This window comes from Kibdelosporangium phytohabitans (assembly GCF_001302585.1).
Taxonomy (GTDB): Bacteria; Actinomycetota; Actinomycetes; order Mycobacteriales; family Pseudonocardiaceae; genus Kibdelosporangium; species Kibdelosporangium phytohabitans.
Window position 1 is genome coordinate 1,673,135 of record NZ_CP012752.1, and the last position, 20,837, is coordinate 1,693,971.

The 20,837-nt window shown below is 67.6% G+C and carries 33 protein-coding genes; all 33 read left to right on the top strand.

All coding sequences use genetic code 11. The features are described from left to right. Position 1: 1 nt before the first annotated feature. The 33 genes from AOZ06_RS07640 to AOZ06_RS07785 all read left to right on the top strand — a co-directional run bounded on the left by AOZ06_RS07640 (position 2) and on the right by AOZ06_RS07785 (position 20,837). The gene (locus AOZ06_RS07640; protein ID WP_054288788.1) at positions 2-796 is read left to right on the top strand and encodes a hypothetical protein; all 795 of its coding nucleotides are present in this window, start codon (positions 2-4) and stop codon (positions 794-796) included. Beyond that, positions 793-1,275, top strand: a complete 483-nt coding sequence (locus AOZ06_RS07645) for a hypothetical protein (protein ID WP_054288789.1) — start codon at positions 793-795, stop codon at positions 1,273-1,275. The genes AOZ06_RS07640 and AOZ06_RS07645 overlap by 4 nt, the downstream gene beginning before the upstream one ends. Continuing rightward, on the top strand, positions 1,272-1,586 hold the full coding sequence (locus tag AOZ06_RS07650) for a hypothetical protein (protein WP_054288790.1): 315 nt from the start codon (positions 1,272-1,274) through the stop codon (positions 1,584-1,586). The genes AOZ06_RS07645 and AOZ06_RS07650 overlap by 4 nt, the downstream gene beginning before the upstream one ends. Further along, entirely contained in the window at positions 1,583-1,927 is a 345-nt protein-coding gene (locus AOZ06_RS07655) for a hypothetical protein (protein WP_054288791.1), read from the top strand. The genes AOZ06_RS07650 and AOZ06_RS07655 overlap by 4 nt, the downstream gene beginning before the upstream one ends. Next, positions 1,924-2,280 (top strand): hypothetical protein, encoded by a 357-nt coding sequence (locus AOZ06_RS07660; protein WP_169798876.1) that lies wholly within the window; start codon positions 1,924-1,926, stop codon positions 2,278-2,280. The genes AOZ06_RS07655 and AOZ06_RS07660 overlap by 4 nt, the downstream gene beginning before the upstream one ends. Next, positions 2,277-2,537 carry a hypothetical protein gene (locus tag AOZ06_RS07665; RefSeq protein ID WP_054288793.1) on the top strand — a complete coding sequence of 87 codons (261 nt, stop codon included), beginning with the start codon at positions 2,277-2,279 and terminating at the stop codon, positions 2,535-2,537. Before AOZ06_RS07660 ends, AOZ06_RS07665 begins: the two co-directional genes overlap by 4 nt. Further along, positions 2,537-3,229: a hypothetical protein gene (locus AOZ06_RS07670; protein ID WP_054288794.1), complete on the top strand. Its 693-nt coding sequence runs from the start codon at positions 2,537-2,539 to the stop codon at positions 3,227-3,229. Before AOZ06_RS07665 ends, AOZ06_RS07670 begins: the two co-directional genes overlap by 1 nt. Next, positions 3,226-3,468, top strand: a complete 243-nt coding sequence (locus AOZ06_RS07675; protein ID WP_054288795.1) for a helix-turn-helix domain-containing protein — start codon at positions 3,226-3,228, stop codon at positions 3,466-3,468. Before AOZ06_RS07670 ends, AOZ06_RS07675 begins: the two co-directional genes overlap by 4 nt. A 1-nt stretch (position 3,469) precedes the next feature. Beyond that, complete coding sequence (locus tag AOZ06_RS55975) at positions 3,470-3,616, top strand: hypothetical protein (protein ID WP_157232891.1); 147 nt, start codon at positions 3,470-3,472, stop codon at positions 3,614-3,616. 196 nt (positions 3,617-3,812) lie between these two features. Beyond that, positions 3,813-4,742 carry a YqaJ viral recombinase family nuclease gene (locus AOZ06_RS07685; protein ID WP_157232892.1) on the top strand — a complete coding sequence of 310 codons (930 nt, stop codon included), beginning with the start codon at positions 3,813-3,815 and terminating at the stop codon, positions 4,740-4,742. Further along, positions 4,739-5,860: a recombinase RecT gene (locus AOZ06_RS07690; protein WP_083471560.1), complete on the top strand. Its 1,122-nt coding sequence runs from the start codon at positions 4,739-4,741 to the stop codon at positions 5,858-5,860. The genes AOZ06_RS07685 and AOZ06_RS07690 overlap by 4 nt, the downstream gene beginning before the upstream one ends. Beyond that, the gene (locus tag AOZ06_RS07695; protein ID WP_054288798.1) at positions 5,860-6,129 is read left to right on the top strand and encodes a response regulator transcription factor; all 270 of its coding nucleotides are present in this window, start codon (positions 5,860-5,862) and stop codon (positions 6,127-6,129) included. The genes AOZ06_RS07690 and AOZ06_RS07695 overlap by 1 nt, the downstream gene beginning before the upstream one ends. Further along, entirely contained in the window at positions 6,126-6,605 is a 480-nt protein-coding gene (locus tag AOZ06_RS07700) for a hypothetical protein (RefSeq protein ID WP_054288799.1), read from the top strand. The genes AOZ06_RS07695 and AOZ06_RS07700 overlap by 4 nt, the downstream gene beginning before the upstream one ends. Further along, a complete protein-coding gene (locus AOZ06_RS07705; protein WP_157232893.1) occupies positions 6,602-6,949 on the top strand; it encodes a hypothetical protein in 348 nt (115 codons plus the stop codon). The genes AOZ06_RS07700 and AOZ06_RS07705 overlap by 4 nt, the downstream gene beginning before the upstream one ends. Before the next feature lie 13 nt (positions 6,950-6,962). Further along, positions 6,963-7,832: a YfdQ family protein gene (locus AOZ06_RS07710; RefSeq protein ID WP_054288801.1), complete on the top strand. Its 870-nt coding sequence runs from the start codon at positions 6,963-6,965 to the stop codon at positions 7,830-7,832. Then, complete coding sequence (locus AOZ06_RS07715) at positions 7,829-8,836, top strand: hypothetical protein (RefSeq protein ID WP_157232894.1); 1,008 nt, start codon at positions 7,829-7,831, stop codon at positions 8,834-8,836. Before AOZ06_RS07710 ends, AOZ06_RS07715 begins: the two co-directional genes overlap by 4 nt. Next, positions 8,833-9,984 carry a DUF5131 family protein gene (locus AOZ06_RS07720; RefSeq protein WP_054288803.1) on the top strand — a complete coding sequence of 384 codons (1,152 nt, stop codon included), beginning with the start codon at positions 8,833-8,835 and terminating at the stop codon, positions 9,982-9,984. The genes AOZ06_RS07715 and AOZ06_RS07720 overlap by 4 nt, the downstream gene beginning before the upstream one ends. A 130-nt stretch (positions 9,985-10,114) precedes the next feature. Beyond that, entirely contained in the window at positions 10,115-10,384 is a 270-nt protein-coding gene (locus tag AOZ06_RS55980; protein WP_157232895.1) for a hypothetical protein, read from the top strand. A 104-nt stretch (positions 10,385-10,488) separates the two neighbouring features. After that, entirely contained in the window at positions 10,489-10,986 is a 498-nt protein-coding gene (locus AOZ06_RS07725; RefSeq protein WP_054288804.1) for a hypothetical protein, read from the top strand. Further along, positions 10,983-11,324 carry a hypothetical protein gene (locus tag AOZ06_RS07730; protein ID WP_054288805.1) on the top strand — a complete coding sequence of 114 codons (342 nt, stop codon included), beginning with the start codon at positions 10,983-10,985 and terminating at the stop codon, positions 11,322-11,324. Before AOZ06_RS07725 ends, AOZ06_RS07730 begins: the two co-directional genes overlap by 4 nt. Further along, a complete protein-coding gene (locus tag AOZ06_RS07735) occupies positions 11,325-12,311 on the top strand; it encodes a hypothetical protein (protein WP_054288806.1) in 987 nt (328 codons plus the stop codon). It begins immediately after the preceding gene. Continuing rightward, positions 12,308-12,673 carry a hypothetical protein gene (locus tag AOZ06_RS07740; protein ID WP_054288807.1) on the top strand — a complete coding sequence of 122 codons (366 nt, stop codon included), beginning with the start codon at positions 12,308-12,310 and terminating at the stop codon, positions 12,671-12,673. The genes AOZ06_RS07735 and AOZ06_RS07740 overlap by 4 nt, the downstream gene beginning before the upstream one ends. A gap of 46 nt (positions 12,674-12,719) precedes the next feature. Then, on the top strand, positions 12,720-12,968 hold the full coding sequence (locus AOZ06_RS62445) for a zinc finger domain-containing protein (RefSeq protein ID WP_420844481.1): 249 nt from the start codon (positions 12,720-12,722) through the stop codon (positions 12,966-12,968). 65 nt (positions 12,969-13,033) lie between these two features. Further along, on the top strand, positions 13,034-13,774 hold the full coding sequence (locus tag AOZ06_RS55985; RefSeq protein ID WP_157232896.1) for a hypothetical protein: 741 nt from the start codon (positions 13,034-13,036) through the stop codon (positions 13,772-13,774). 139 nt (positions 13,775-13,913) lie between these two features. Then, positions 13,914-14,072, top strand: coding sequence for a hypothetical protein (locus AOZ06_RS55990; protein WP_157232897.1), 159 nt, complete (start codon positions 13,914-13,916; stop codon positions 14,070-14,072). A 3-nt stretch (positions 14,073-14,075) separates the two neighbouring features. Continuing rightward, the gene (locus AOZ06_RS07750) at positions 14,076-14,414 is read left to right on the top strand and encodes a hypothetical protein (RefSeq protein ID WP_054288809.1); all 339 of its coding nucleotides are present in this window, start codon (positions 14,076-14,078) and stop codon (positions 14,412-14,414) included. Between the two features lie 10 nt (positions 14,415-14,424). Further along, positions 14,425-14,682 (top strand): hypothetical protein, encoded by a 258-nt coding sequence (locus AOZ06_RS07755; protein ID WP_054288810.1) that lies wholly within the window; start codon positions 14,425-14,427, stop codon positions 14,680-14,682. A 5-nt stretch (positions 14,683-14,687) separates the two neighbouring features. Continuing rightward, positions 14,688-14,876, top strand: a complete 189-nt coding sequence (locus AOZ06_RS07760; RefSeq protein WP_157232898.1) for a hypothetical protein — start codon at positions 14,688-14,690, stop codon at positions 14,874-14,876. Between the two features lie 514 nt (positions 14,877-15,390). Beyond that, positions 15,391-16,020, top strand: coding sequence for a hypothetical protein (locus AOZ06_RS07765; RefSeq protein ID WP_054288812.1), 630 nt, complete (start codon positions 15,391-15,393; stop codon positions 16,018-16,020). After that, a complete protein-coding gene (locus AOZ06_RS07770) occupies positions 16,001-17,632 on the top strand; it encodes a hypothetical protein (protein ID WP_054288813.1) in 1,632 nt (543 codons plus the stop codon). Before AOZ06_RS07765 ends, AOZ06_RS07770 begins: the two co-directional genes overlap by 20 nt. 10 nt (positions 17,633-17,642) lie before the next feature. Then, a complete protein-coding gene (locus tag AOZ06_RS07775) occupies positions 17,643-19,091 on the top strand; it encodes a phage portal protein (protein ID WP_054288814.1) in 1,449 nt (482 codons plus the stop codon). After that, the gene (locus tag AOZ06_RS07780; RefSeq protein WP_157232899.1) at positions 19,088-20,161 is read left to right on the top strand and encodes a VG15 protein; all 1,074 of its coding nucleotides are present in this window, start codon (positions 19,088-19,090) and stop codon (positions 20,159-20,161) included. The genes AOZ06_RS07775 and AOZ06_RS07780 overlap by 4 nt, the downstream gene beginning before the upstream one ends. Positions 20,162-20,201: 40 nt before the next feature. Then, complete coding sequence (locus tag AOZ06_RS07785; RefSeq protein WP_157232900.1) at positions 20,202-20,837, top strand: hypothetical protein; 636 nt, start codon at positions 20,202-20,204, stop codon at positions 20,835-20,837.

Sequence of the window (20,837 nt, forward strand, 5' to 3'; positions counted from 1 at the left end):
CATGACCATCACGGATGTTACCCAGTACGAGCAGCGCATGGAGCGCGTGCGTGCCTTGCCCGCGCGGTTCCGCGACCTGCCGGTGCTCACGGTCCAGGAGCTGAACCGCACGTACGCAGATCTGGTGGAGCGTTTGGCGGACTACTCCGGCATCCACGAGGACAGGCTTCAGGAGCGTCTGGTGGCGGTGATGGACGAGCTGCAGACCCGCGCTCTGCTGACGCACCTGATCCACAGGATGGACTTCAACCGCGAGCACGGCGCTCGTCTGTTGGGCGTGCTCGTCGACGAGGCTGACGACGATGTGCTGCGCTGCTTTGGCGCCACTCGGGAGGCCCTGCTCGACAACCTGCACCGCATGGCCCTGGCTGACGAGCAGCAGCGCACGCTGGCGTTGCTGGACCGGCAGGCGACGGTCCAGATCACGGCAGTGCGTGCACGCAACCTGCTGCGCATTGTGGTGGCCGCGTACGGGCGCGGGCACAGCATCGGCGACAACCCCTGCGCGTACTTCTGGAACGGCAAGCCGCGGTGCATCGTCGGTGTCGCTCTGCACCTGGCCGGGGTCACCGAGGACGAGTTACGCGCAATGGACAGGCAGGAGCCGACGGAGATCGGGCCGGGCCTGGTCGTGTTGCCCGCGCGGGTGTGGATGTCGGACGCGGCGCGGCGGGTGTTCGCGGCGGCGCAAGACGCGCAGGACCACGGCAGCGACCGCGCGGGGTTGTCGTGGGGCGAGGCCCTCGACGCGGCGCTGGCTGTGCACCCGTACCAGCGGACGGCGGTGTCGGCATGAGCGAGGACGTGACGGCCCTGCTGGGCAAGCTGACCGAGCTGACCGGGTCCATGGTCGACACCATCGGCCAGCTCGACACGGCGACCGCAGACCGGCAGCGGCGCAAGACGTGCCGCAACGCGGACGCGATCGCCCGGCAGTTCAAGCGGTTGGAGCAGATGGCGGAGCACATCAGCCGGATGCAGTTCTGCGACATCTACTCGTTCGACCACAACAGCAGCGTCTACCTGCACCCGCAGGCGATGGGCCTGATCGAGTGGTTCTACGTGCTGACCGAACCGCGCGTCAGCACTCGGATCACCACACAGGTCCTGAGCGACAAGCCGAGTGCGCATGTCTGGGTGAACGGCGAGCTCGACGGCGAGCGGATGCACGTTTGGTGTGGCTTCGACTCGCCTGAGGCCGTCGCGATGATCGAGGCGTGCAGCGCGCCGTCCGTGCATTTGTTGCGGCGCTTGCAGATCGTTGGTGCGCGATGACGTGGCTGAAGCTGATCACCGCTAAGGCTGAGGCGGCGGTGGAAACCGACGACCCGATGGAGTCGGATGCCCGCGAGGGCCAGGAGTTCTTGCCGACGAAGATCGTGGCCCACTACGCGCCGGACGGTGACGGTTGGCGGGTATCGCACGTGTTCATCGCGGGCCCGGTGATCCGGAAGCGTGACGGTCAGCTCGGTGGACGGAACGGCTTCGTGTGGTTCAGCGCCGCTCCGAAGGTCGCGACGTTGGTTCAGGCGCCGGAGTGGGCGAAGTCGTTCGCTGAGGACAACCTGCCGGGCGGTGCGCGATGAGCGCGGAGTCCTTGGCCCGGTATGTCCGCCAGCGTCGGTACGACCTGCGCATCACGCAGCAAGCCATCGAGGACAACGGTGGTCCTTCTGTGGCCACGATGCGGACGATCGAGACTGGTAAGTCGGCGAGCCTGCGTTCCTCGACTGGGAAGCGGCTCGATAAGGCTCTGTCTTGGCCGGAAGGTACTGCGCTCAAGCTGTTGCGTGACGACATCCAGGAGCTGGAGCAGGAAGCCTACGACGACGTTGATCCACGGCTGGCGAGAGATGTCCTTCGTGGACTCATTCACGCGTCGGTTGCAGCTGGCCGGATGCGTGTCCTTTCCGGAGGTATCCGATGACGACCTCTATCACAAAGTCGCACCAACACGGGTTCCCTTTGCTGGTACGGGATGACCCGACGGAGACGGGCCACGCGGCTCCCCGGCGGCCGGTGCGGGATGCGGTGGTCGCGGTCCGGGATGTCGTGCTGCTGGTGGCGATGGCGTTCGTGACCCGGCTGCTGGCTGCGGCGACGGTCGGCGCCGGGGTGTCGACGCTGCTGGCGTTCGCGCAACTGGCCGGCGGGGACCGCGCGGCGGCCGTGGTGATGGTCGTCGTCGGCTATCTCGCGGTCTGCGTGCAAGTGATCCGGATGGGGCTGCTGGAGATGCGGCGCCTGGAGAAGGCGTCACGCCGTAGGAGGTCGCCGTGAACTCCAATTGGGACGGGCACCAGTGGGACGGCGCGGGCTCGGTGACACCGGTGCACGTCGGTTGTTGCCGATTCTGCGAGCGCGTCCGCCAGTTGACGACGGTGATCTTCGAGCAGCCGGTGCCCGGCCAGCCGCGGTCAAAGGGTGCGCGGGTGTGCGGGGACTGCGCGCCGGTGGCGGTGTGGGCCGCGGTGCAGTCGGCGGTGTTCTCGGGTCCGTTGGTGCGGGTGCTGCCGATCAGCAAGGCGGTGGCGTGATGAACGACATCGCCAAGCGGTTCCAGCGGGACACCGCCGACCACGAGATGACCGTGCTGCACGACGACGGCCTGTACCGGCACCTGCTTTTCCATCGAGTCGTGCGGAAACCCGGCGAGAAACTCTCCCGGACGGACCTGTACTGGTTCGAGCTGATCACCGCACCCGGATCGCTGATTTTCCAGGGCGACGGCGAGTCCTTCGTGTTCCGCCGCCTGGAGGACATGTTCGCGTTCTTCCGGGACTCGGCGTGGAACGGCGCACCGAACATCGACTATTGGGCGGAGAAGCTCACCGACGGCTGCGACCGTGTCGTGGTCTACCAGCAGGAGATGCTGGTGCAGCAGGTGAAGGAAGCGGTCGGCGAGGCCAAGCTGGACGGTTTGCTGGCGGCTGTCCAGGAAGAGGTCTTGGACCAGCTTCTCGATGACTCGAACTGGGACCGGAAGCTGGTCGATGACTTCCGGTTCTACGTCAACGGTGACGACAAGTACGACTACCGCAAGAGTCCGGACTTCGAGTTCTGGTGCCCGTTGGAGTGGAACTGCACGGGCTATCACTGGTGGTTCCTGTGGGCCTGTCACGCGATCGTGTGGGGCATCGCGAAGTACGACGCGTACCGGGCGGACAAGGCGGAGATCGCCCGTGAGGTCCGCGACGACCGCACGCGAGACGCTGCGGGGTTGGAGTGAACGCGGTCGATCGCGTGCTGCGCGGGAATCTGCTCCGGTTGCGCGTCGACCGGCGGCTGACGCAGCTGGATGTCGCCAGTCAGATGCAGGCTCGCGGTCACGCCTGGCATCAGCCCACGGTCTACAAGGTCGAGGCCGGGTTGCGGAGGATGTTTGTGTCCGAGGCGGTCGCGCTGGCCGAGGTCCTCGGCGTCGACCTCGACCTGCTCCTGACGGTCCGCGCGCCGGTGGCGGTGTGACATGGGCTGGAAAGACATCAAGCACAAGATTGGTGTCGCACTTGGGACCGACGAGGACACACCGGTCACCGACATCGCCGAGCGGATCACCCGCGAAGCCGCCAAGGACGAGAAGCCGCCCAACGACAAGAAGGGCGGTGGCAAGTGATCGACCTGTTGGCGAAGACGTGCGCATTCGGCTTGATCGGCATCGCTGTCCTGATGTGCGTGTGGCTGATGTTCGGGCCGGTCGAGGACCAGGAACACGACGAGCAGCTCGAGAACCGCCCGTGCGCGCGGCCGACGTGTTGGTGCTTCGTGCCGACGGTGCCGTGTTCGTGTACGTCGTTTGAGGACGGTGAGCGTTGAGCAGGACTTCCATGCGGCTCGGTTCGTTCGAGCCCGGCTCGGCGGAGTGGCACGCCGCGCGAGCAACCAGGCTTGGTGCGTCGGAGATCGCTGCTGTGCTCGGTCTGTCGCCGTGGGAGTCCAAGTTCTCGCTCTGGCACAGGAAGGCCGGTCTCGTGCCGCCGTTGGAGGAGACCGAGGAGATGGCGTGGGGTAGGCATCTGGAGGCGCCGATCGCCTCCAGATTCGCTGAGCTGCACCCCGAGATGATTGTCCGTCGCACGGGAACGTGGGTGTCGGCGCGGCGGACGTGGCAGCTGGCGAACCCGGACCGGCTGGTGTTTCCCCGCCAGCCGGTCCGGCGCCCACGGATACCGTTGGAGATCAAGTTCGCGCCGTACGGTGACGGGTGGGGCGAGTCCGGCACCGACGAGATCCCGGTCTACTACCGGTGCCAGGTGCTACAGCAGATCGACGTGCTCGACGCACCCTATGGGCTGCTGGCCGCGCTGGTCGGCGCGGAGTACCGCGAATACCGCATCGACCGCGACGCCAACGACATCCTGATTCTGCGCATGGAGGGCGAGGAGTTCATGGGCTCCCTGCCATCCGAGCTCAACCCCGCCGGTGAGCGGCCCGACATCGACTCCACCAGCCACACCTACCGCACGCTCAAGGCCCTGCACCCGGAGATCGACGGCGGCGAGGTCGAGATCGACCAGTCGTTGGCCACCTATTACCGGGTGGCGATGGAGTTCGCGCGCCGCGCTGGATCGCTGGAGCAGCGTGCGAAGAACCTGTTGTTGGACGCGATGGGGACCGCCCGCCGCGCTGTGTGCGACGGCGAACGGATCGCCATCCGGTCACCCGGTCGGGGCGAGACCGTGCGTCTGTCCGAGACCAAGACGAAGCCCGCTCCCGGGCGGAAAGTGAGAGATGCCGCGTGAGCGGACAGACAGTGGCCAACGCCGTCGAGCAGAAGAAACCCGCGACGCCGGGCGCGTTGGTGAAGGCGTACAGCAAGGACTTCGCGACGGTGCTGCCGACGCACATCCGGCCGGACACGTTCGTGCGGATCGCTCAGGGCGCGTTGAAGAAGGGCAAGCCGTTCAAGGTGGACGGCCGTCCGGACCCGCAGGGCCGCACCGAGTTGGAGGTCGCAGCCCAGAACAACCCGGGCGTGTTCCTCGCCGCGCTGCTCGACGCCGCCCGGCTCGGCCTGGAGCCGGGCACCGAGCAGTACTACCTGACGCCTCGCAAGGTGAAGGGGAAGCTGGAGATCCTGGGCATCCCGGGCTACCAGGGGTACATCGAGCTGATGTACCGCGCTGGTGCGGTCAGCTCGGTTGTTGCCGAGGTTGTCTACACGAACGACGTCTTCCGATACCAGCCCGGCCGGGACGAGCGGCCGTTCCACGAGATCGACTGGGATGCCGAGGACCGCGGCAAGCTGCGCCTTGTCTACGCGTACGCGGTGATGAAGGACGGCGGCACGTCGCGTGTGGTCGTGCTGAACAAGGCGAAGATCGCGAAGATCCGGGCGGCGTCGCCCGCCAGCAACACCGAGTACAGCCCGTGGAACACGCACGAGGAGTCGATGTGGCTGAAGTCGGGTGTGCGGCAGTTGCAGAAGTGGGTGCCGACGAGCGCGGAGTACATCCGGGAGCAGGCCCGCGCCATCGCCGAGGCGCACCGGCAGCCGGAGCCGCCGCGGATGCCGTCGGTGGAGGTCGAGCCGGACTACGTGGACGGCGAGGTGGTCGACGCTGACGTCGTCGAGGACCCGCCAGCCCAGCAGCCGCCGACCGGCGCGGACCGGGCGATCACGCAGGCGCAGCTGACCAAGCTGCACACGCTGTTGTCCAAGTGCGGTGTCACCACGGCGGACGAACGGAGAAGGGACGTGTCGGCGATCGTCGGCCGACCGGTCGAGACGACCAAGGACCTCACCCAGGCCGAGGCCAGCACGGTCATCGACTTGGTCGGCCGTGCGGCCGACGACGGCAACCCGGTCGAGGCGTTGGGCGCGGCGCTCGGCGCGCTCACGAACCAGGACGGCGACTGATGTCGACGCGGCGGAGCGGGCCGGGGGACGCGCTGACGGCCAGTCAGATGCGGGTGTTGCAGTACCTGCGGTACGGGCTCAGCAACGCCGCCATCGCGCGCAGGATGTTCATCCAGCCGGGCACGGTGAAGAACCACATCAGCGAGATCATGTCCAAGCTGGACGTGGACAACCGGGTGCTGGTGGTGCTCGCGGCGATGGAGGCCGGGATCCTGCCGTGCCCGTGCTCGGAGCGTCTGGCTGCTGACGAGCAGGCGGTGGCGTCGTGAGCCCCTCTGTCGGTAAGGCCAACCGCGACAAGGGCGCCCGCGCGGAGCTCGCGGTGGTGAAGTGGCTGCGCGACAACGGGTGGCCCGGCGCAGAACGGGCGATCGCGACCGGGCACCGTTCCCGGATCCGGGAACGCGCGGACCTCGGCGACATCACCGGCACGCCCGGCCTGGTGTGGCAGGTCACCGACCGCGGCGACATCGAACAGTTGGCGGTGATGACGCGGCGGCTCGCCGAGACGGACGCTCAGCGCGCCGCCGCACACGCCGACTACGGCTTTCTTGTACAGCGGCGGCGAGGAGCGGCCGACCCGGGCAAGTGGTGGGTCCACCTCGGTGGCCTGAACTTCGCTCTGCTCACCCGGGTCGAGCCGCCCATGTTCGAGGGGTTCGTCCGCCTCGCTCTGTCCGATCTCACCCGGCTGCTGCACCGCGCCGGGTACGGCACACCCGCAACATCAGAGGAGAACCGGTGACCATGACCGACGAGTCCGCACCCGACACCAAGGCCGAGACGCCGACAGAGCCGCAGGAGTTCATCGCCTTCCTCCTCGCGGTCAACAAAGGCCGCTCCGAGAAGGAGCTCACCGCCGCGCTGCAGAAGCTCGTCGAGGCCGTCCAGGAAAGCCGCAAGGGCGGCAAGCTCACCTACACGCTGAACATCGCGCCGTCCAAGGCCGACGGCGCGGTGAACGTCACCGACTCCATCGCGGTGAAGGCCCCGACGCTCGACCGGCCCACGTCGATCTTCTTCATCGACGAAGCACACAACCTGGTGCGGAATCCCGCGAACCAGAACGTCCTTCCCTTCGATCACTGAGGAGCTTCACACCATGACCGACATCACCGGCGACCTGCAGGTGGCGCCGAGCGACGTGCAGACCATCGTCGACATCGCACGGCGGGACGCCGAGCGCACGCCCGTTCCTTACGGGCTCACCGCGGCGTCGTCCATCGTGGTCGCCCGCGTCCGTGACGACGAGAACATCTGCGTCGAGGACTACGAGGTGCTCCTCGACCAGCCGCGGCAGCCGCGCGGGCACGCCGACCTGTACGACCCCAGCGACTTCATCAGCTACGTCAACCGGCTGACCAACCCCGTCCACACCACCGTGTGGGCCGACGTGGACGCGGGCACCGTCACCGCCGTGCTCGACGACCACAAGTCCGCCGACTCCGCGGGGTGGCGTACGCACACGGTGAAGCTCACCCTGCGCTCGGATGTCGACTGGCTGCAGTGGATGAAGTTCGACGGCAAAGGCCTGCAGCAGGCCACCTTCGCCGAGCACATCGAGAACGTCCTGCACACGATCGTCGACCCGGACCCGGCGACGATGCTCGAGGTGGCGTCGACGTTGCAGGCGTCGAAGTCGGCGCAGTTCTCACAGGCGACACGCCTCGACAGCGGAGACATCCAGTTGGCCTACCACGAGGAGACCAACGCGAAGGCCGGGAAGACCGGCAACGTCGAGGTGCCGCGCGAGTTCACGATCCTGGTGACGCCGTGGATCGGGTGCAACCCGGTCGACGTGAAGGCGCGGCTGAAGTACAACATCGACCGCGGTCAGCTCGCGATCGGCTACGCGTTGCTGCGGCCGGATCTGGTGAAGATCGACGTGTTCGACGGGATCGTGGACCGGTTGCGCGACCAGCTCACGGTGAAGAGCGTGTTCGCGGGTACGGCACCGCGGGCGTTGCGGTGAGTACGGATGCTGGGTCCTCGGCGCGTTCCGGCGCGCCGTGGGCCACCCCGGTCACCGGGCACGTGCACCTGGCGCCGCGCGTGGTCCAGCAGGCGGTTACCCAGCTGGAGGCCGTGCTGAAGTCGCCGGCCGCGTACGACCGCGCCATCCACGTGATCAACGATGTTCCGATCGCGACCGAGGCGCTGTGCTGCCTGCTCGACGTCGGACGGCACGTGCTTGCCGAGCAAGCCGCTGCCGAGGGTCAGCCGCTGCCGGAACTGCGGGACCGGTTCGCTGCCGAGCTCGACGGCCTGGCGTCGGAGTTCATCCACCCCAACGAGTTCGGCGGCTACGACGTCGACCACGCCCGGCTGGCCGAGATCGCGCACGAGTTCTTCGCCGAGGCACTGGCCAAGCGGACCGAAGAGGCCGACCTGCTCCGCGGCGAGATGATCAATTTGGTCGATCTGCCGCGCCAGCTGAAGAAGCTACATGGCCTGACACGCGCGATCGTCGCTGATCTCGCCGAGCGGTCGGTCGAATGGGACAACGCATTCGGCACGGGCGAAGGCGCACCGGGACCGCAGTTCCGGTCCATCGTCGACGAGTACCTTCCCGGCCTGCGGCAGCTGATCGCCAAGCAGGCAGCTGGGTCGCCCTCCGTACTCCCGTGTGGCTACGATGGCGACCGCGTAGAGAACGACGAAGTCACGGCAGACGAACACGAACGGCACTGCCAGTCGCCCGAGCCGCGTGTGTGGGACAACCCGGGCCTGATGCCGCCCCAGTCGATGAAGCTCCGCGACGGGCTCAACCACGTCTGGACACACTGCGTCAGCGACTGCTGGTCCACGTGGGACGACGACATCGGTTCGGTCCACCGGAAGTGGCCCCAGCTTGCTGCAGACGGCCTGCACCTGATGACGGTTGTCGAGAATCCTCCTGCCGGATTCCCGAAAACCATCGTCACATCGGGCGATCCCCAAGCAGCGCAAGACAAGCCAGACTCGGTGACGCCATGAGTGACAACAGCCGTATTGAATGGACCGACGCAACCTGGTCGCCGACGCTCGGCTGCACCAAGGTCTCCCCGGCGTGTGATCACTGCTACGCGATGAAGACCGTGCACCGGCTCTCGTTCAACCCGAACCCGAAGATCGAAGCAGCGGCCGAGGGTCTGACCGCGTACCGGCCCGGCCACGGCGTGATGTGGACCGGCGCTGTCCGCGAACTGCCGGACCGGTTGACCATCCCGTTGAAGTGGCGAAAGCCGCGCCGGATCTTCGTCGACTCCCAGAGCGACCTATTCCACGACCACGTGTCCGACGAGTTCATCGCCCGCGTGTTCGCCGTCATGGCGGCCACGCCCCGACACACGTATCAGGTGCTGACCAAGAGACACGCACGGATGCGATCGCTGTTGTCCAGCGAGGACTTCCGCGAGCGGATCTTCCTGGCCAGCAACCTGCCCCACGGTGACGTCCTCGAAGACGGCTGGCCCCTCCGGAACGTCTGGGTGGGCGTGAGCGTCGAGGACCAAAAATGGGCGGACATCCGGATTCCCGCCCTGCTCGACACCCCGGCGCGCGTGCGGTTCCTCTCATGCGAGCCGCTGCTCGGCCCGCTCACCCTGGGCCGGTGGTTCGACACGCCGCCATCGTGCGGGTGCGGCGTCCCGCCGGACGGGGCTCACGGCCCGGTTGGCTGCTCGCCTGGGTGCATGGTGCCGGAACCGTCCGGAATCGACTGGGTGATCGTCGGCGGCGAATCCGGCCACGGCGCACGGCCCATGCACCCCAACTGGGCACGCGGTATCCGCGACCAGTGTGTGACCGCCGGGATCCCGTTCCACTTCAAACAGTGGGGCGAGTGGGGCCCGGCACCGTGGGTCGTGCGCGTGTGTGACCCGGCAGTCGGCTGGCGAGGCACCGCCGAAGAACTCGCTGCGGCCAAGGCCGACGCCGAGGCGCGCGGCGCGACACACGCCTACGCCGAGTGGGCCCACGAGTACGGCCACGACCTCTACCAGCCGCCGCACAAGCCGTGGAGCGTCGAACGCGTCGACCCGATTGACGACCACCAGGCGCCCATGCGCCGATGGGGAAAGCACGCCGCCGGGCGCGAGCTCGACGGGCGAACCTGGGACGAATTCCCTGCGACGAAGCCATGACTGCCCTGGACCGCGTGCGGTGGATCTGGTGGACCCTCACCAGCTGGCGACGAGCACGACACCCAACCCGGCCCGCCGAACGACGAAACCTCGAAGCGCAGCAAGACGAGGACGACAGGAGGTGGACACCATGAACGAACCCACAGCGGGGCCGTGTCGCTGCTGCGGCAGGGTGATGGTGCACCAGCCGACCTACAACCGCGACCACTCGTGGCGCGACCGGGGCTACGTGCGGGTAGGCGGGCGCGGACTGTGCGGCGCCTGCCACACGCGACACCGGCGCCACGGAACTCTCCGCCGGTTTCCCCGCAGGGTCGTGTGCCCCCGCCGGCCGCTGCCGCCCGTCGAGCTGGCCCGACTCCGGGTGATGGTCGGCCTGCCCGCACTGGAGGCGTCGTGAGCCGCACCTTGGTTCGCTTGGAACCCCCGTACACGCGCAGTCTCGGGTCCTGCGCGGACAAGACACCGTTGACACGCGGCCCACGATTGATCCGGACCAGGGGGATGGGTCGTTGGCATCGTCCCCGCTCGGGGATTCACCTCAGCACGTTCGGCCGGACCGTGTTCAACGCGTGGTGTGGGCAGAGCATCCACGTCGGGGACGCGGTCACCGCGGCCGAGTTGCCGGTGGGTGAGCGCCTGTGCGGCACCTGCGAGGGCCGCGCGTGCGGTGCGGGCTACCCGTCCACTGGTTCGCCGTTGAACGCGGCGTTGCTGTTCGAGCCGTGGTCGTCCGCGCCGCCTCCGGCACGGTGCCCGAGCCGCCAGCTCAGTGTCTCGGACCGGTTCCCACACGGCGTGTTCGCGTGCCCGCTGTGTGGCGAGCCGACGCGGCTTCGGGCGGCGGGCGGCCCGTACTACTCCCGGCTCATCATCGAGGGCCACGCGCCCGGCCCCGGCCTGATCGCTCCGTGCCCGTTCCACAGGTGGGACTGGCCGTCGTTGCGTGATGGCGTCGCGCGCTGTGGCTGCGGTACACCGATTCGGGTGAGACAGCCATGAGCGGCAACCCACACAAGCCAGCACCGAGCACGCTGCAAACCCTCACCGGGGCGCACAGCACGGCGAACGCGGCCGCAACCCGGCGACGCTCCATCCTGGCCTGCCCCACCTACCCGGACCCGGCCGCGACCGCCGAGCTCGCCCGCGGTGACGCCGTAGCGCTCGTCGGCCTGGTCCGGGACGAGGATCCGCGCGTGGTTTTTGGCGCGCTGCAGTACTACACCCACGAGCAGCTGGCGGCGCTTGCCGTGGCCCTGGCGGCGATGGTGCCGCCGGACCGCAGCGCGGCGGACCTCCTCGCCTGGCTCGATCCCCTCGCAACCCAGGAGGTCGCGTAGATGCCCGACGAACGCACGTACATCAAGGTCCACGACGGCATCGAGGACCACCCGAAGATCATGGTGCTGTCGGACAAGTCGTTCCGGGTTCTCGTGACGACGTGGGGCTGGTCGTCGCGGTACACCACGGACGGGTTCATCCCCGAGTCCGTGTGGCACAAGCGCGCCAGCCCGAAGGTGCGAAAGGAGTTGGAACCGGGCCTGGTGCACCGGCCCGGCCACGCCTGTCCACGGTGTCCGGTCGTGCCGGAGGGGCACGTGCGGATGCACGACTACCTCGAGCACCAGCGCAGCGCCGACGAGATCGAGGATCTGAAGGCCACCAAGCAACGTGCCGGGCGGCTGGGCAACCATCAGAGGTGGCACCACGGGCACGGTGTCATCGACCCGGGGTGCGAGTTCTGCGTCCCAAACGGATCGCAGGACCGATCGCACGTGCGATCGCAGAAGGATCGCACCAGCGATCCCACAAGCGATCGCAAAACCGTCGCAGAAGGTTCGCAAAACGATCGCAAAACGATCGCAGAGACAGATACAGACAAAAGATCTACTTCCAGCGTGGTTACTTCTCGTAAGAGAAGTAACTTAACCGCGCGCGCGGATAGAGGCACGGGCGCGCGCGAGCAAGCCGAGATCCTCGCCGAAACCGCGCACACCCTCCCGGCCCACCGGCTCGTCGAGGCCTACGCCAAGACCTGCAACCGGCGCCCGCCCCGCAAGGTCCTGACCGAGCTCGCCCAGCAGGTCGACGCGCTCCTGGCCGAGGACTGGCCTCCCGAGCTCGTTACCCAGGCCCTCGACGCGTGGGGCGCGAAGGGCATGCACCCCAAGGCCCTGCCGTCCGTCGCGCACGAGGTCGCCAACAAGACCCGGGGCACACCCGGCAGCGGCGGCTACCGGTCCGCGACCGACACCGCGATCGAGGACTTCCTCAAACGCGGCAACCAGACCCCGGCCCGTGCGGCCATCGAAGGGAGCACGACGTGACCGAAGACGAGATCCGCGCGCTGCTCGCCGTCGCGATGTCCTACGACAACCGGCGCCCTGGCGACGCGAACGTCGCGGCCTGGCAGGAGTCCGCCGCCCGCGCGAAGTGGACCTTCCCCGAGGCCGTCAACGCGATCAAGGACTACTACACGAACACGACCGACCCTCGGCCGTTCGTGATGCCCAGCCACGTCACCGCAGCGCTGCGCCAGGGCCGCCGTCAGCCCGCGCCGTACACCGCGATCGAGTCGGCATCACCGGCCAGCGAAGAACACAAGCAGCGGATGAAGGCCCTGATCGGCGACCACTTCGCGATGCCCCGCGACCTTCGCAAGCCACTCACACGCCAGGAGCCAGCATGACCATTCGGGTCGGTGGCTGGATCGCCGACTGTTGCGCGGACCCGCCGTGACCGGCCCGCGCTGGCTCGACCGGTTCGAGTGGACACCCCACGGCTACGACCGGCGCGCCGACACCGACAACCCCCGCAACCGCACCTGCCCCTGGTGCGGAGCAGCCCCCGGCCACCCCTGCACCCGACTCACCCGCCGCAGCGGCCTCGTCGCCATCCACGGGTACCACGACGCCCGCAGCGCACCAGCCGATCAAGAACCCACCGAAGACACCGTTATTCGCCACGAGGAGCGCCCAACATGATCTCGCCGACCAACAGGGCCACGCGCTGCTGCCCGGTCTGCGAACGGCCCGTCACCGGCGGCGTCGTGCTCGACCAGAACTGCCTCGACGAGATCACCACATGCCTCACCCAGATCCCCGACCTGCTCACCGAACTCGAAGTCAACGCCACCCGCCAAGCCAAAGGCGGACCGCGCGGCTACGGCAGCCGATCCGCCGAAACCCCACTCCCATACGGACTCGCCGCCAGCAACCTGGTCACCCAGATCACCGCCAACCTCGTCCGCGCCGCCACCGCAGTGGCGCCCTACACCTGGCGGCCACCACTTCGATACATCCCGCCACCCACCACAGTCGACACAGCCACCCGATGGCTACTCACCCACAAAGACCAGATCCGCCACCATCCACGCGGCGAGAAGCTCTACGACCTGATCACCACCGCCCGAGCTCGCGCACTCACCGTCATTGACCGGCCCGCCGACCTCTTCCCGGCCGGCCAATGCGGCGCCGAACTCGACGACGGCACCACCTGCCCAGAAATCCTGTACGGCGACCCAGACCGCGCCACCGTCCGCTGCCGATGCGGCGCCCAACACGACATGGACCGAACGTGGATGCTCGAAGCCGCACGCGACCAAGCCTGGACAGCAGCAGAAATCGGACGCGCCATCCCCGACCTCACCGCAGCCATGGTCCGCGGCTACGCGAACCGCCGCCGACTCACCGCCTGCGGCAGCCGCATCATCGGCCCCGGCCGAGCCATCCCGATCTATCGCGTCGGTGACCTGCTCGACATCCTCAACGCGAGCCTGCTTGCCGGTTGATCAGCGCGAACGGTACTGTGAGTCACAGTCAGGAGCAGTGTCCGACAAAGACCGGTTGCTCCGCCCCTCGGTAACACCCAACATCAGCCAGCCCCGGCATATGGCGGCCGGGGCTTTCGCATGCCGAAGGGCGGAACCCGTGAGCGAGATCATCCTGCCGATCTACGTCCGGATCGACGACGCCGAAGTCCAGATCGGGCAGCTCGAAGTCGAGCCCGGCGTCTCGGCCGCAGCCCACCTCGATCCGTTCGCGCTGGTCAACATCCGCAACACCATCGAGCCCGAGCCGGAGGACTGAGCCGTGGCACGCACCGCACGCACCCCCATCACCGCCGCGAACGGCGGAACCACCCTGACCGCAACCACTGCCAACGCCGACGGCGAGATGTGGGTCTACAACGGCGGCCGCAACAAGCTCGTCGTCATCAACGGGTCCGGCGGATCCATCAACGTCACGGTGCTCACCCCTGCCGCCAAGACCACACCGGACGGTCTTGACATCCCCGACCGCGTCATCGCCGTCCCCGCCGGACAAACCAAGATCATCCGCGAGTCCGACTCGGCACTGCGCGACGACGGCATGGTCTGGGTCGAGTACTCCGCCGTCACCACCGTCACCGCCTACCTGCTGCAGGACTGAAGGAGACACCGTGCAGAAGCCGAGCGTCGGCCGAATCGTCCACTACGTCAGCTACGGCACACCCGGCGGCGAGTACGGATCCTGCTGCCGTGCAGCGATCGTCACCGACGTGGACAACTACCAACCCGCCAGCCCTGACGACGACATCCACATCGGCCACGTGGGCCTGGCCGTGCTCAACCCGACCGGGATGTTCTTCAACCCGACAGTTCTGCAGGACGAGGACAGGAAGTCCGGCGGCACCTGGCACTGGCCCGAGCGAGTCTGATCATGGTGTCCACCGCGAAGCCCGTCACCCTCCCGGTCCGAGTCGTCGTCGACCTGCCGATGGCATGGCGCCATCACTGCGGACACCTCAACCCCGGCGCCCACCACGACCACTCGGTTTGCGCAGGCTGCAGCGCCGACGCACCAGCGCACACAGTCGACGCCCGCTACCTGCTGGTCGAGTACGGAACCTGATGGGCAGGGCACTCAGCCCATGCTCAACACCAGGCTGCCCCGAGCTCACCCCTCGCGGCCGGTGCACCACCTGCACACGACAGGCAGAGCAGACCCGAGGCACAGCACACCAACGTGGATACGACCGAGGGCACGACCGGTTCCGCCGAGCTGTGATCCGACGCGATCCGATCTGCAAGCTGTGCGGTGCCGCACCGTCCCGGGACGCAGACCACCACCCCCTCAGCAAGAGGGACCTGGTCGAACGCAGGCTCAATCCCAACGATCCACGCTACGGACGCGGCCTGTGCCACCGATGCCACTCAAGCGAGACCGCCGCCCACCAACCCGGCGGGTGGCATGCCACATGATCAACCCTTGTCCACAAGGGACCGGGGGAGGACCCCCAACCCCCCGGGGGGCCAGACCGCCGGGGAGGGCTCTGGAAGGTCTGACGGGTTCAGAAATCACTCCCGCCGTGACGCGACGTCGCGGTGTGTCGTGCCGCGCGACGCGGCGTTGAGGAGGGACCGCCATGAAGGGTGGCGCTCGCGTCAACAGTGGTCCGCCGCCGGACCCGAACGCGATTCGTCGAGGTCGGCAGGGTGACGCGGACACGTGGACGTGGCTTCCGCAGGAGGGTTTCGCTGGGGCGATCCCGGACTGGCCGCTGCTGGATGATGTCACGCTCACCGCGCGTCGGGACATGATGTTGGACAAGGCGGCCGGGCTCGCTGATGAGCTGGCCGACGCGACCGATGATCGTGTCCGTGGTCTGGTGCAGCGTCGGCTCGACTCCGCCAATGAGCGGATCCGGATCTTGGATCAACAGATCGATGCTCAACGGGATCTTGAGCAGTCGATGTGGCACCAGCTGTGGCGGACACCGCAGGCGTTCGTGTGGGATCAGCAGCGCTGGCTGCGTGAGGTCGCTCAGTACGTTCGGCACAAGGTGCTCGCCGAGCTGGGCTCAATGGCCGACGCGAAGGAAGCACGGCAGTGGTCGGACCGGCTGGGCCTGAACCCCGCGGCGATGCTGCGTAACCGGTGGCGCGTCGTCGACGGCGTGGTCGCGAAGCCGGGCGGGCAGCAGCAGTCGGCGCCGAAGCGGGAGTCGGCGCGGTCACGGCTGACGGTCGTGTCCAATGACGACGACGAAAGCTGACGAGTACGTCGTCAACTTCCCGACCCTGTGGATCGTGCCGGACTGGATCGAGCAGCACTGCATCGTTCCGGACCGGTTCCAGAAGGGTCAGCCGTTCGAGCTGTACGACTGGCAGTTGTGGTGCACGGTCAACCACTACCGGGTCAAGCCCACGGCGAAGTTCGGCCAGCTCTCGACGGCGTTCTTCTATCGCCGGTCGCTGATCGTCGCTCCGCAGAAGACCGGTAAAGGTCCGTGGTCGGCGGCGATCGTCGCTGCCGAGGCGTGTGGGCCGGTCGTGTTCGCCGGGTGGGCGGAAGAGGGCGACGTCTATCGCTGCGAGGATCACGGCTGCTATTGCGGCTGGGAGTACGAGTATCAGCCTGGTGAGCCGATGGGCAGGCCGTGGCCTACACCACTGATCCAGCTCACGGCTACCTCCGACGACCAGACCGACAACGTCTACCGGCCGCTTAAGGCCATGGCACGTGCGTGGCCGCTCAACCAGATGATGCGGGTCGGCGAGGAGTTCATCCGGATCGGCGACGACGGCCTGATCGACACGGTTACCTCGTCCGCGTTGTCCCGGTTGGGTAACCCGATCAACTGCGCGTTGCAGGACGAGACCGGGCTGTACACCGCCACGAACAAGCTGCTGAAGGTCGCGGAGACTCAGCGGCGCGGTGCCGCGGGTATGGGTGGCCGGTCGATGGAGACCACGAACCCGTGGGATCCCGCCGAGGACTCGGTGGCACAACGCACCTATCAGTCCCTGCGGCCGGACATCTTCAAGTTCTACCGGATCCCGCCGAAGAACTTGTCGTACCTGGACAAGCGGGAACGGCGAAAGATCCACGCCTACGTCTACAGAGGATCCCTCCATGTGGACTTGGACGCGATCGAGGCCGAGGCTGCCGAGCTCATCGAGAAGGATCCAGGGCAGGCAGAGCGGTTCTTTGGCAACAGGGTCGTTCCCGGCACGGGCTCGTGGTGTGACGTTCGCAAGTGGGACGATCGCAAGGTCAAGGCTCCTCGGTCGGTACCGCGCAAGACGCAGATCGTGCTCGGCTTCGACGGGTCGGACACCGACGACTGGACCGGCTTCAGGGCCGAAACCCAGGACGGTTACCAGTTCACACCGACGTTCGGGTCGGACAAGCGGCCAACGGTGTGGAATCCGGCCGATCATGGCGGGCAGGTACCGCGGCTTGAGGTCCGTGCGGCGCTGGATGAGCTGTTCGAGTTCTTCACGGTGATCCGGATGTACGCCGACCCACCGGACTGGGAAACCGAGATCGACGACTGGGCTGCCGCCTACGGCGAGAAGCGCGTCCTGCGGTTCTCGACCTTCCGGTGGATCCAGATGCACGCGGCGGCCGAGCGGTTGCTGACCGATGTGACCAAGCAAGACAGCACGTTCTCGCACGATGGGTGTGGGATCGCGTCGGATCACGTGGCGCACACGAGGAAGTCCGCTCGGCCAGGGAAGCCGCCGCGGTACGTGCTGGAGAAGGCAAGCCAGACTGAGAAGATCGACCTGACGGTGTGCTCGATCCTCGCCCACGAAGCCGCCGGTGACGTGACAGCGGCGAAGTTGTGGAAACCGGCGCGAAAGCTCGTTGTGATGCGGTGAAGGGGGCGAGATGGCGGTCCCCAGCACGGACCTCGAATGGGTCAACTACCTGGCTCGTCGGCACGATGCCGAGAAGCCGGAGCTCGAGGCGTACGACCGGTACTACGAGGGCACGCAGCCCCTGACGTACATGCATCCGGAGATCCTGCGGGAGGTGCAGGATCGGATCTCGCCGGTCATCATCGCGTGGCCGCAGCTGATCGTCGACTCGGTCGAGGAGAGGCTGGACGTCGAGGGTTTCCGGACGCCGGACCAGGAATCTGCGGACGACGACCTGTGGCGAGTGTGGCAGTCCAACGACCTGGACGAGCAGAGTCAGCTCGGTCATCTCGACGCGTTGACGATGCGCCGGGCATATGTGTGTGTCGGGTCGAACGAGGACGACGAGGACACGCCGCTGGTGACGGTCGAGTCGCCGCTGGAGATGTTCGCTGACGTGGACCCGCGCACCCGCAAAGTGCGCGCGGCCCTGCGCCGGGTTGTCGAGGAAGACTCCTCGGCGCGGACAAACGAGCGGTACGCGACCTTGTACCTGCCCGATCGGACGGTTTGGTACCAGTGGTCCGGCGAATGGAAGGTCGAGGACGTTGACGAGCACCGGCTCGGCGAGGTCCCGGTCACGCCGCTGGTGAACCGCGGCCGGACGACCAGGATGGTGCGGAATGCCCGCGGCAACGCCATCCGGTACGGGCGGAGCGAGCTCGCGCCGGTGATTCCGCTGGCGGACGCGGCGAACAAGCAGGCGACGGACATGATGATCGCCAGCGAGTTCGTTGCGCTGCCGCTGCGCGGTTTCTGGGGCATCACGCCTGAGGACCTCGTTGACCAGGACGGCAACCGGATCACCGCACTGCAGGCCATCATGGGCCGGTTGTTGACGCTGGCGGACACCGAGGGCAAGCAGTTCGAGTTCCCGGGCGCCAGCTTGGACAACTTCGTGAAGACGCTCGACTCGCTGGCCAAGATGGTCGCGGCGATCGCTGGTCTTCCCCCGCACTACCTCGGTCACGCCGCCGATAATCCGGCCAGCGCCGAAGGCATCCGGTCGGCGGAGTCGCGGCTGGTGAAGCGGGCTGAGCGGAAGCAACGGGCGTTCGGTGGCGCGTGGGAGCGGACGGCGCGGATCGTGCGCCGGTTCCAGGAAGGTGACTGGGATCCGGCGCTGCGCCGGTTGGAGACGATTTGGCGTGATGCGTCTACGCCGACCGAGGCCCAGAAGGCCGACGCAACGGTGAAGAAGTTCCAGGCGAAGATCATCACTCTTCGGCAGGCGCGGGAGGATCTCGGCTACACCGATCCGCAGATCACGCGCATGGAGAAGGACGACGAGAAGGAAGCGCAGCGCGATCCGGTCGCCGAGATCGCTCGTGGCCTGGCCGACCGCGTCCCGGTGTCCGAACCCGACATCCCGCCGGCCGATCCCGAGGGGGCGCCGGTCGTTGATCGTGTTCCGGCATGAGCGCGCTCGAGGTGGCCGAGCGCCACTACCGAGAGCGGGCGCGGGTTGTGGCCGCCGCATCCGCAGCGGCTACACGCATGTGGCGGGAGGTCGGCGAGTTCGACGAGTGGCGGTCTCGGCTCGCCGAGCTGCTGGTCGTGCTGACCGGGGCGCAACAGTCCGCGGCGCAGCAGGCTGATCGGTATCTCGACCGCGTGCTTGGCACGCAGAACATCGACCCGGACGCGGTCGGCCTGGTTCGGCCGCAGGCAGTGGCCGGAGTCGCTTCCGATGGCCGTGAGCTCGCCACCCTGCTCGCTCAGCCGATCACGGCGGCCAAGCTCGCGGTCGCTGCGGGGGCATCACAGGTCGAGGGCCTGGCCGTCGGGCTCGCGACGCTGCAGATGCTCGTGCGGACACAGGTCGCTGACGCGGGCCGGGCAGCGGACACGGTGGCGATGGTCGCTCGGCCGAATGCCGGTGGTTACACCCGGATGACAGTCGGCAAGTCGTGCGCTCGGTGTGTGATCCTCGCGGGCCGCTGGTACCGGTGGTCGGCGGGGTTCAAGCGGCATCCGCAGTGCAACTGCACGATGGTGCCCAGCCGTGAGGCGCTGGCTAGTGACCTCCGGATGGACCCGAGACGGCAGATCGAGGCCGGGCTGGTGACCGGGTTGAGCCAGCGTGAGCGGGAAGCGATCGCGCTGGGCGCGGACCCGTCGCAGGTGGTCAACGCTCAGCGCGGTGTGAAGACCGCTGGCGGCGTCGAGTCCACCACGACCGGCACGACACGGCGTGGTGTCGCCGGTGCGCGGATCCTCGCGCGGGACCTCGTCCGTGCTGGGGGGCAGGACGTGACCGAGCAGACATTCACCAACCTCACGCTGGACCGGCTCACCACTGCGGGCAGATTGGCCGAGCTGCAGCAGAGGGGTGAGACCTTCACCCGGCTCACCAAAACCGGGCGGGAGCAGCAGTACGCGTACCGGTTCGCCCGGTCGCCGCGGCTCACGCCCGACCAGATTCTTGCCTCGGCGTCCAGCCGAGACGAGGCAATCCGGCTGTTGACCAACAACGGCTACATCATCTGACCGGGACGCGACGTCACCGGTCCACAGAGGAACGGTCGCGATGACCCTACCCGCACCACAAACCGATCCACCACCACAGCAGCCACCGGCGGGCGACCCGCCACCGGCTACCGATCCACCGCAGCCGCCGCCCGCGAGCGACCCGCCGGCCGATAAGGACAGCGGTCAGCTCGGCCCAGCTGGGCTGAAAGCACTCCAGGCCGAGCGTGACGCGCGCAAGGCGTTGGAGAAGCAGCTGTCGGACCTGGCGCCGCTCGCTGACTTCGTGCAGCAGTTGCGTTCCGGAAAAGGCGTTCCGGACTCGCAGAAGAGCGATGTCGAGAAGCTCGAAGAGCGGATCGCGGCGGCCGAGAAGACCGCGAACGACGAGCGTGAGGCGCGGTTCCGGCTCCAGGTGGCCAACACGAAGGGGCTCACACCGGAGCAGGCCGCACGGCTGCAAGGCAAGACCCTGGAAGAGCTGACCAACGACGCTGACGCGCTGCTGGCGGCGTTTCCGAAGCAGGCGGCCACAACCGACCCGCCACCGTCGACAACGCCAAGGCCTGATCCGTCCCAAGGGCAGCGCGGACCGGTCGACATCGACGCGCTGATCGCCGAGGCCGAGAAGACCGGCAACGTCCGCGAATCCATCCGCCTGAAGCAGGCGAAAGCGCTTCAGAACCGCACTCAGTGA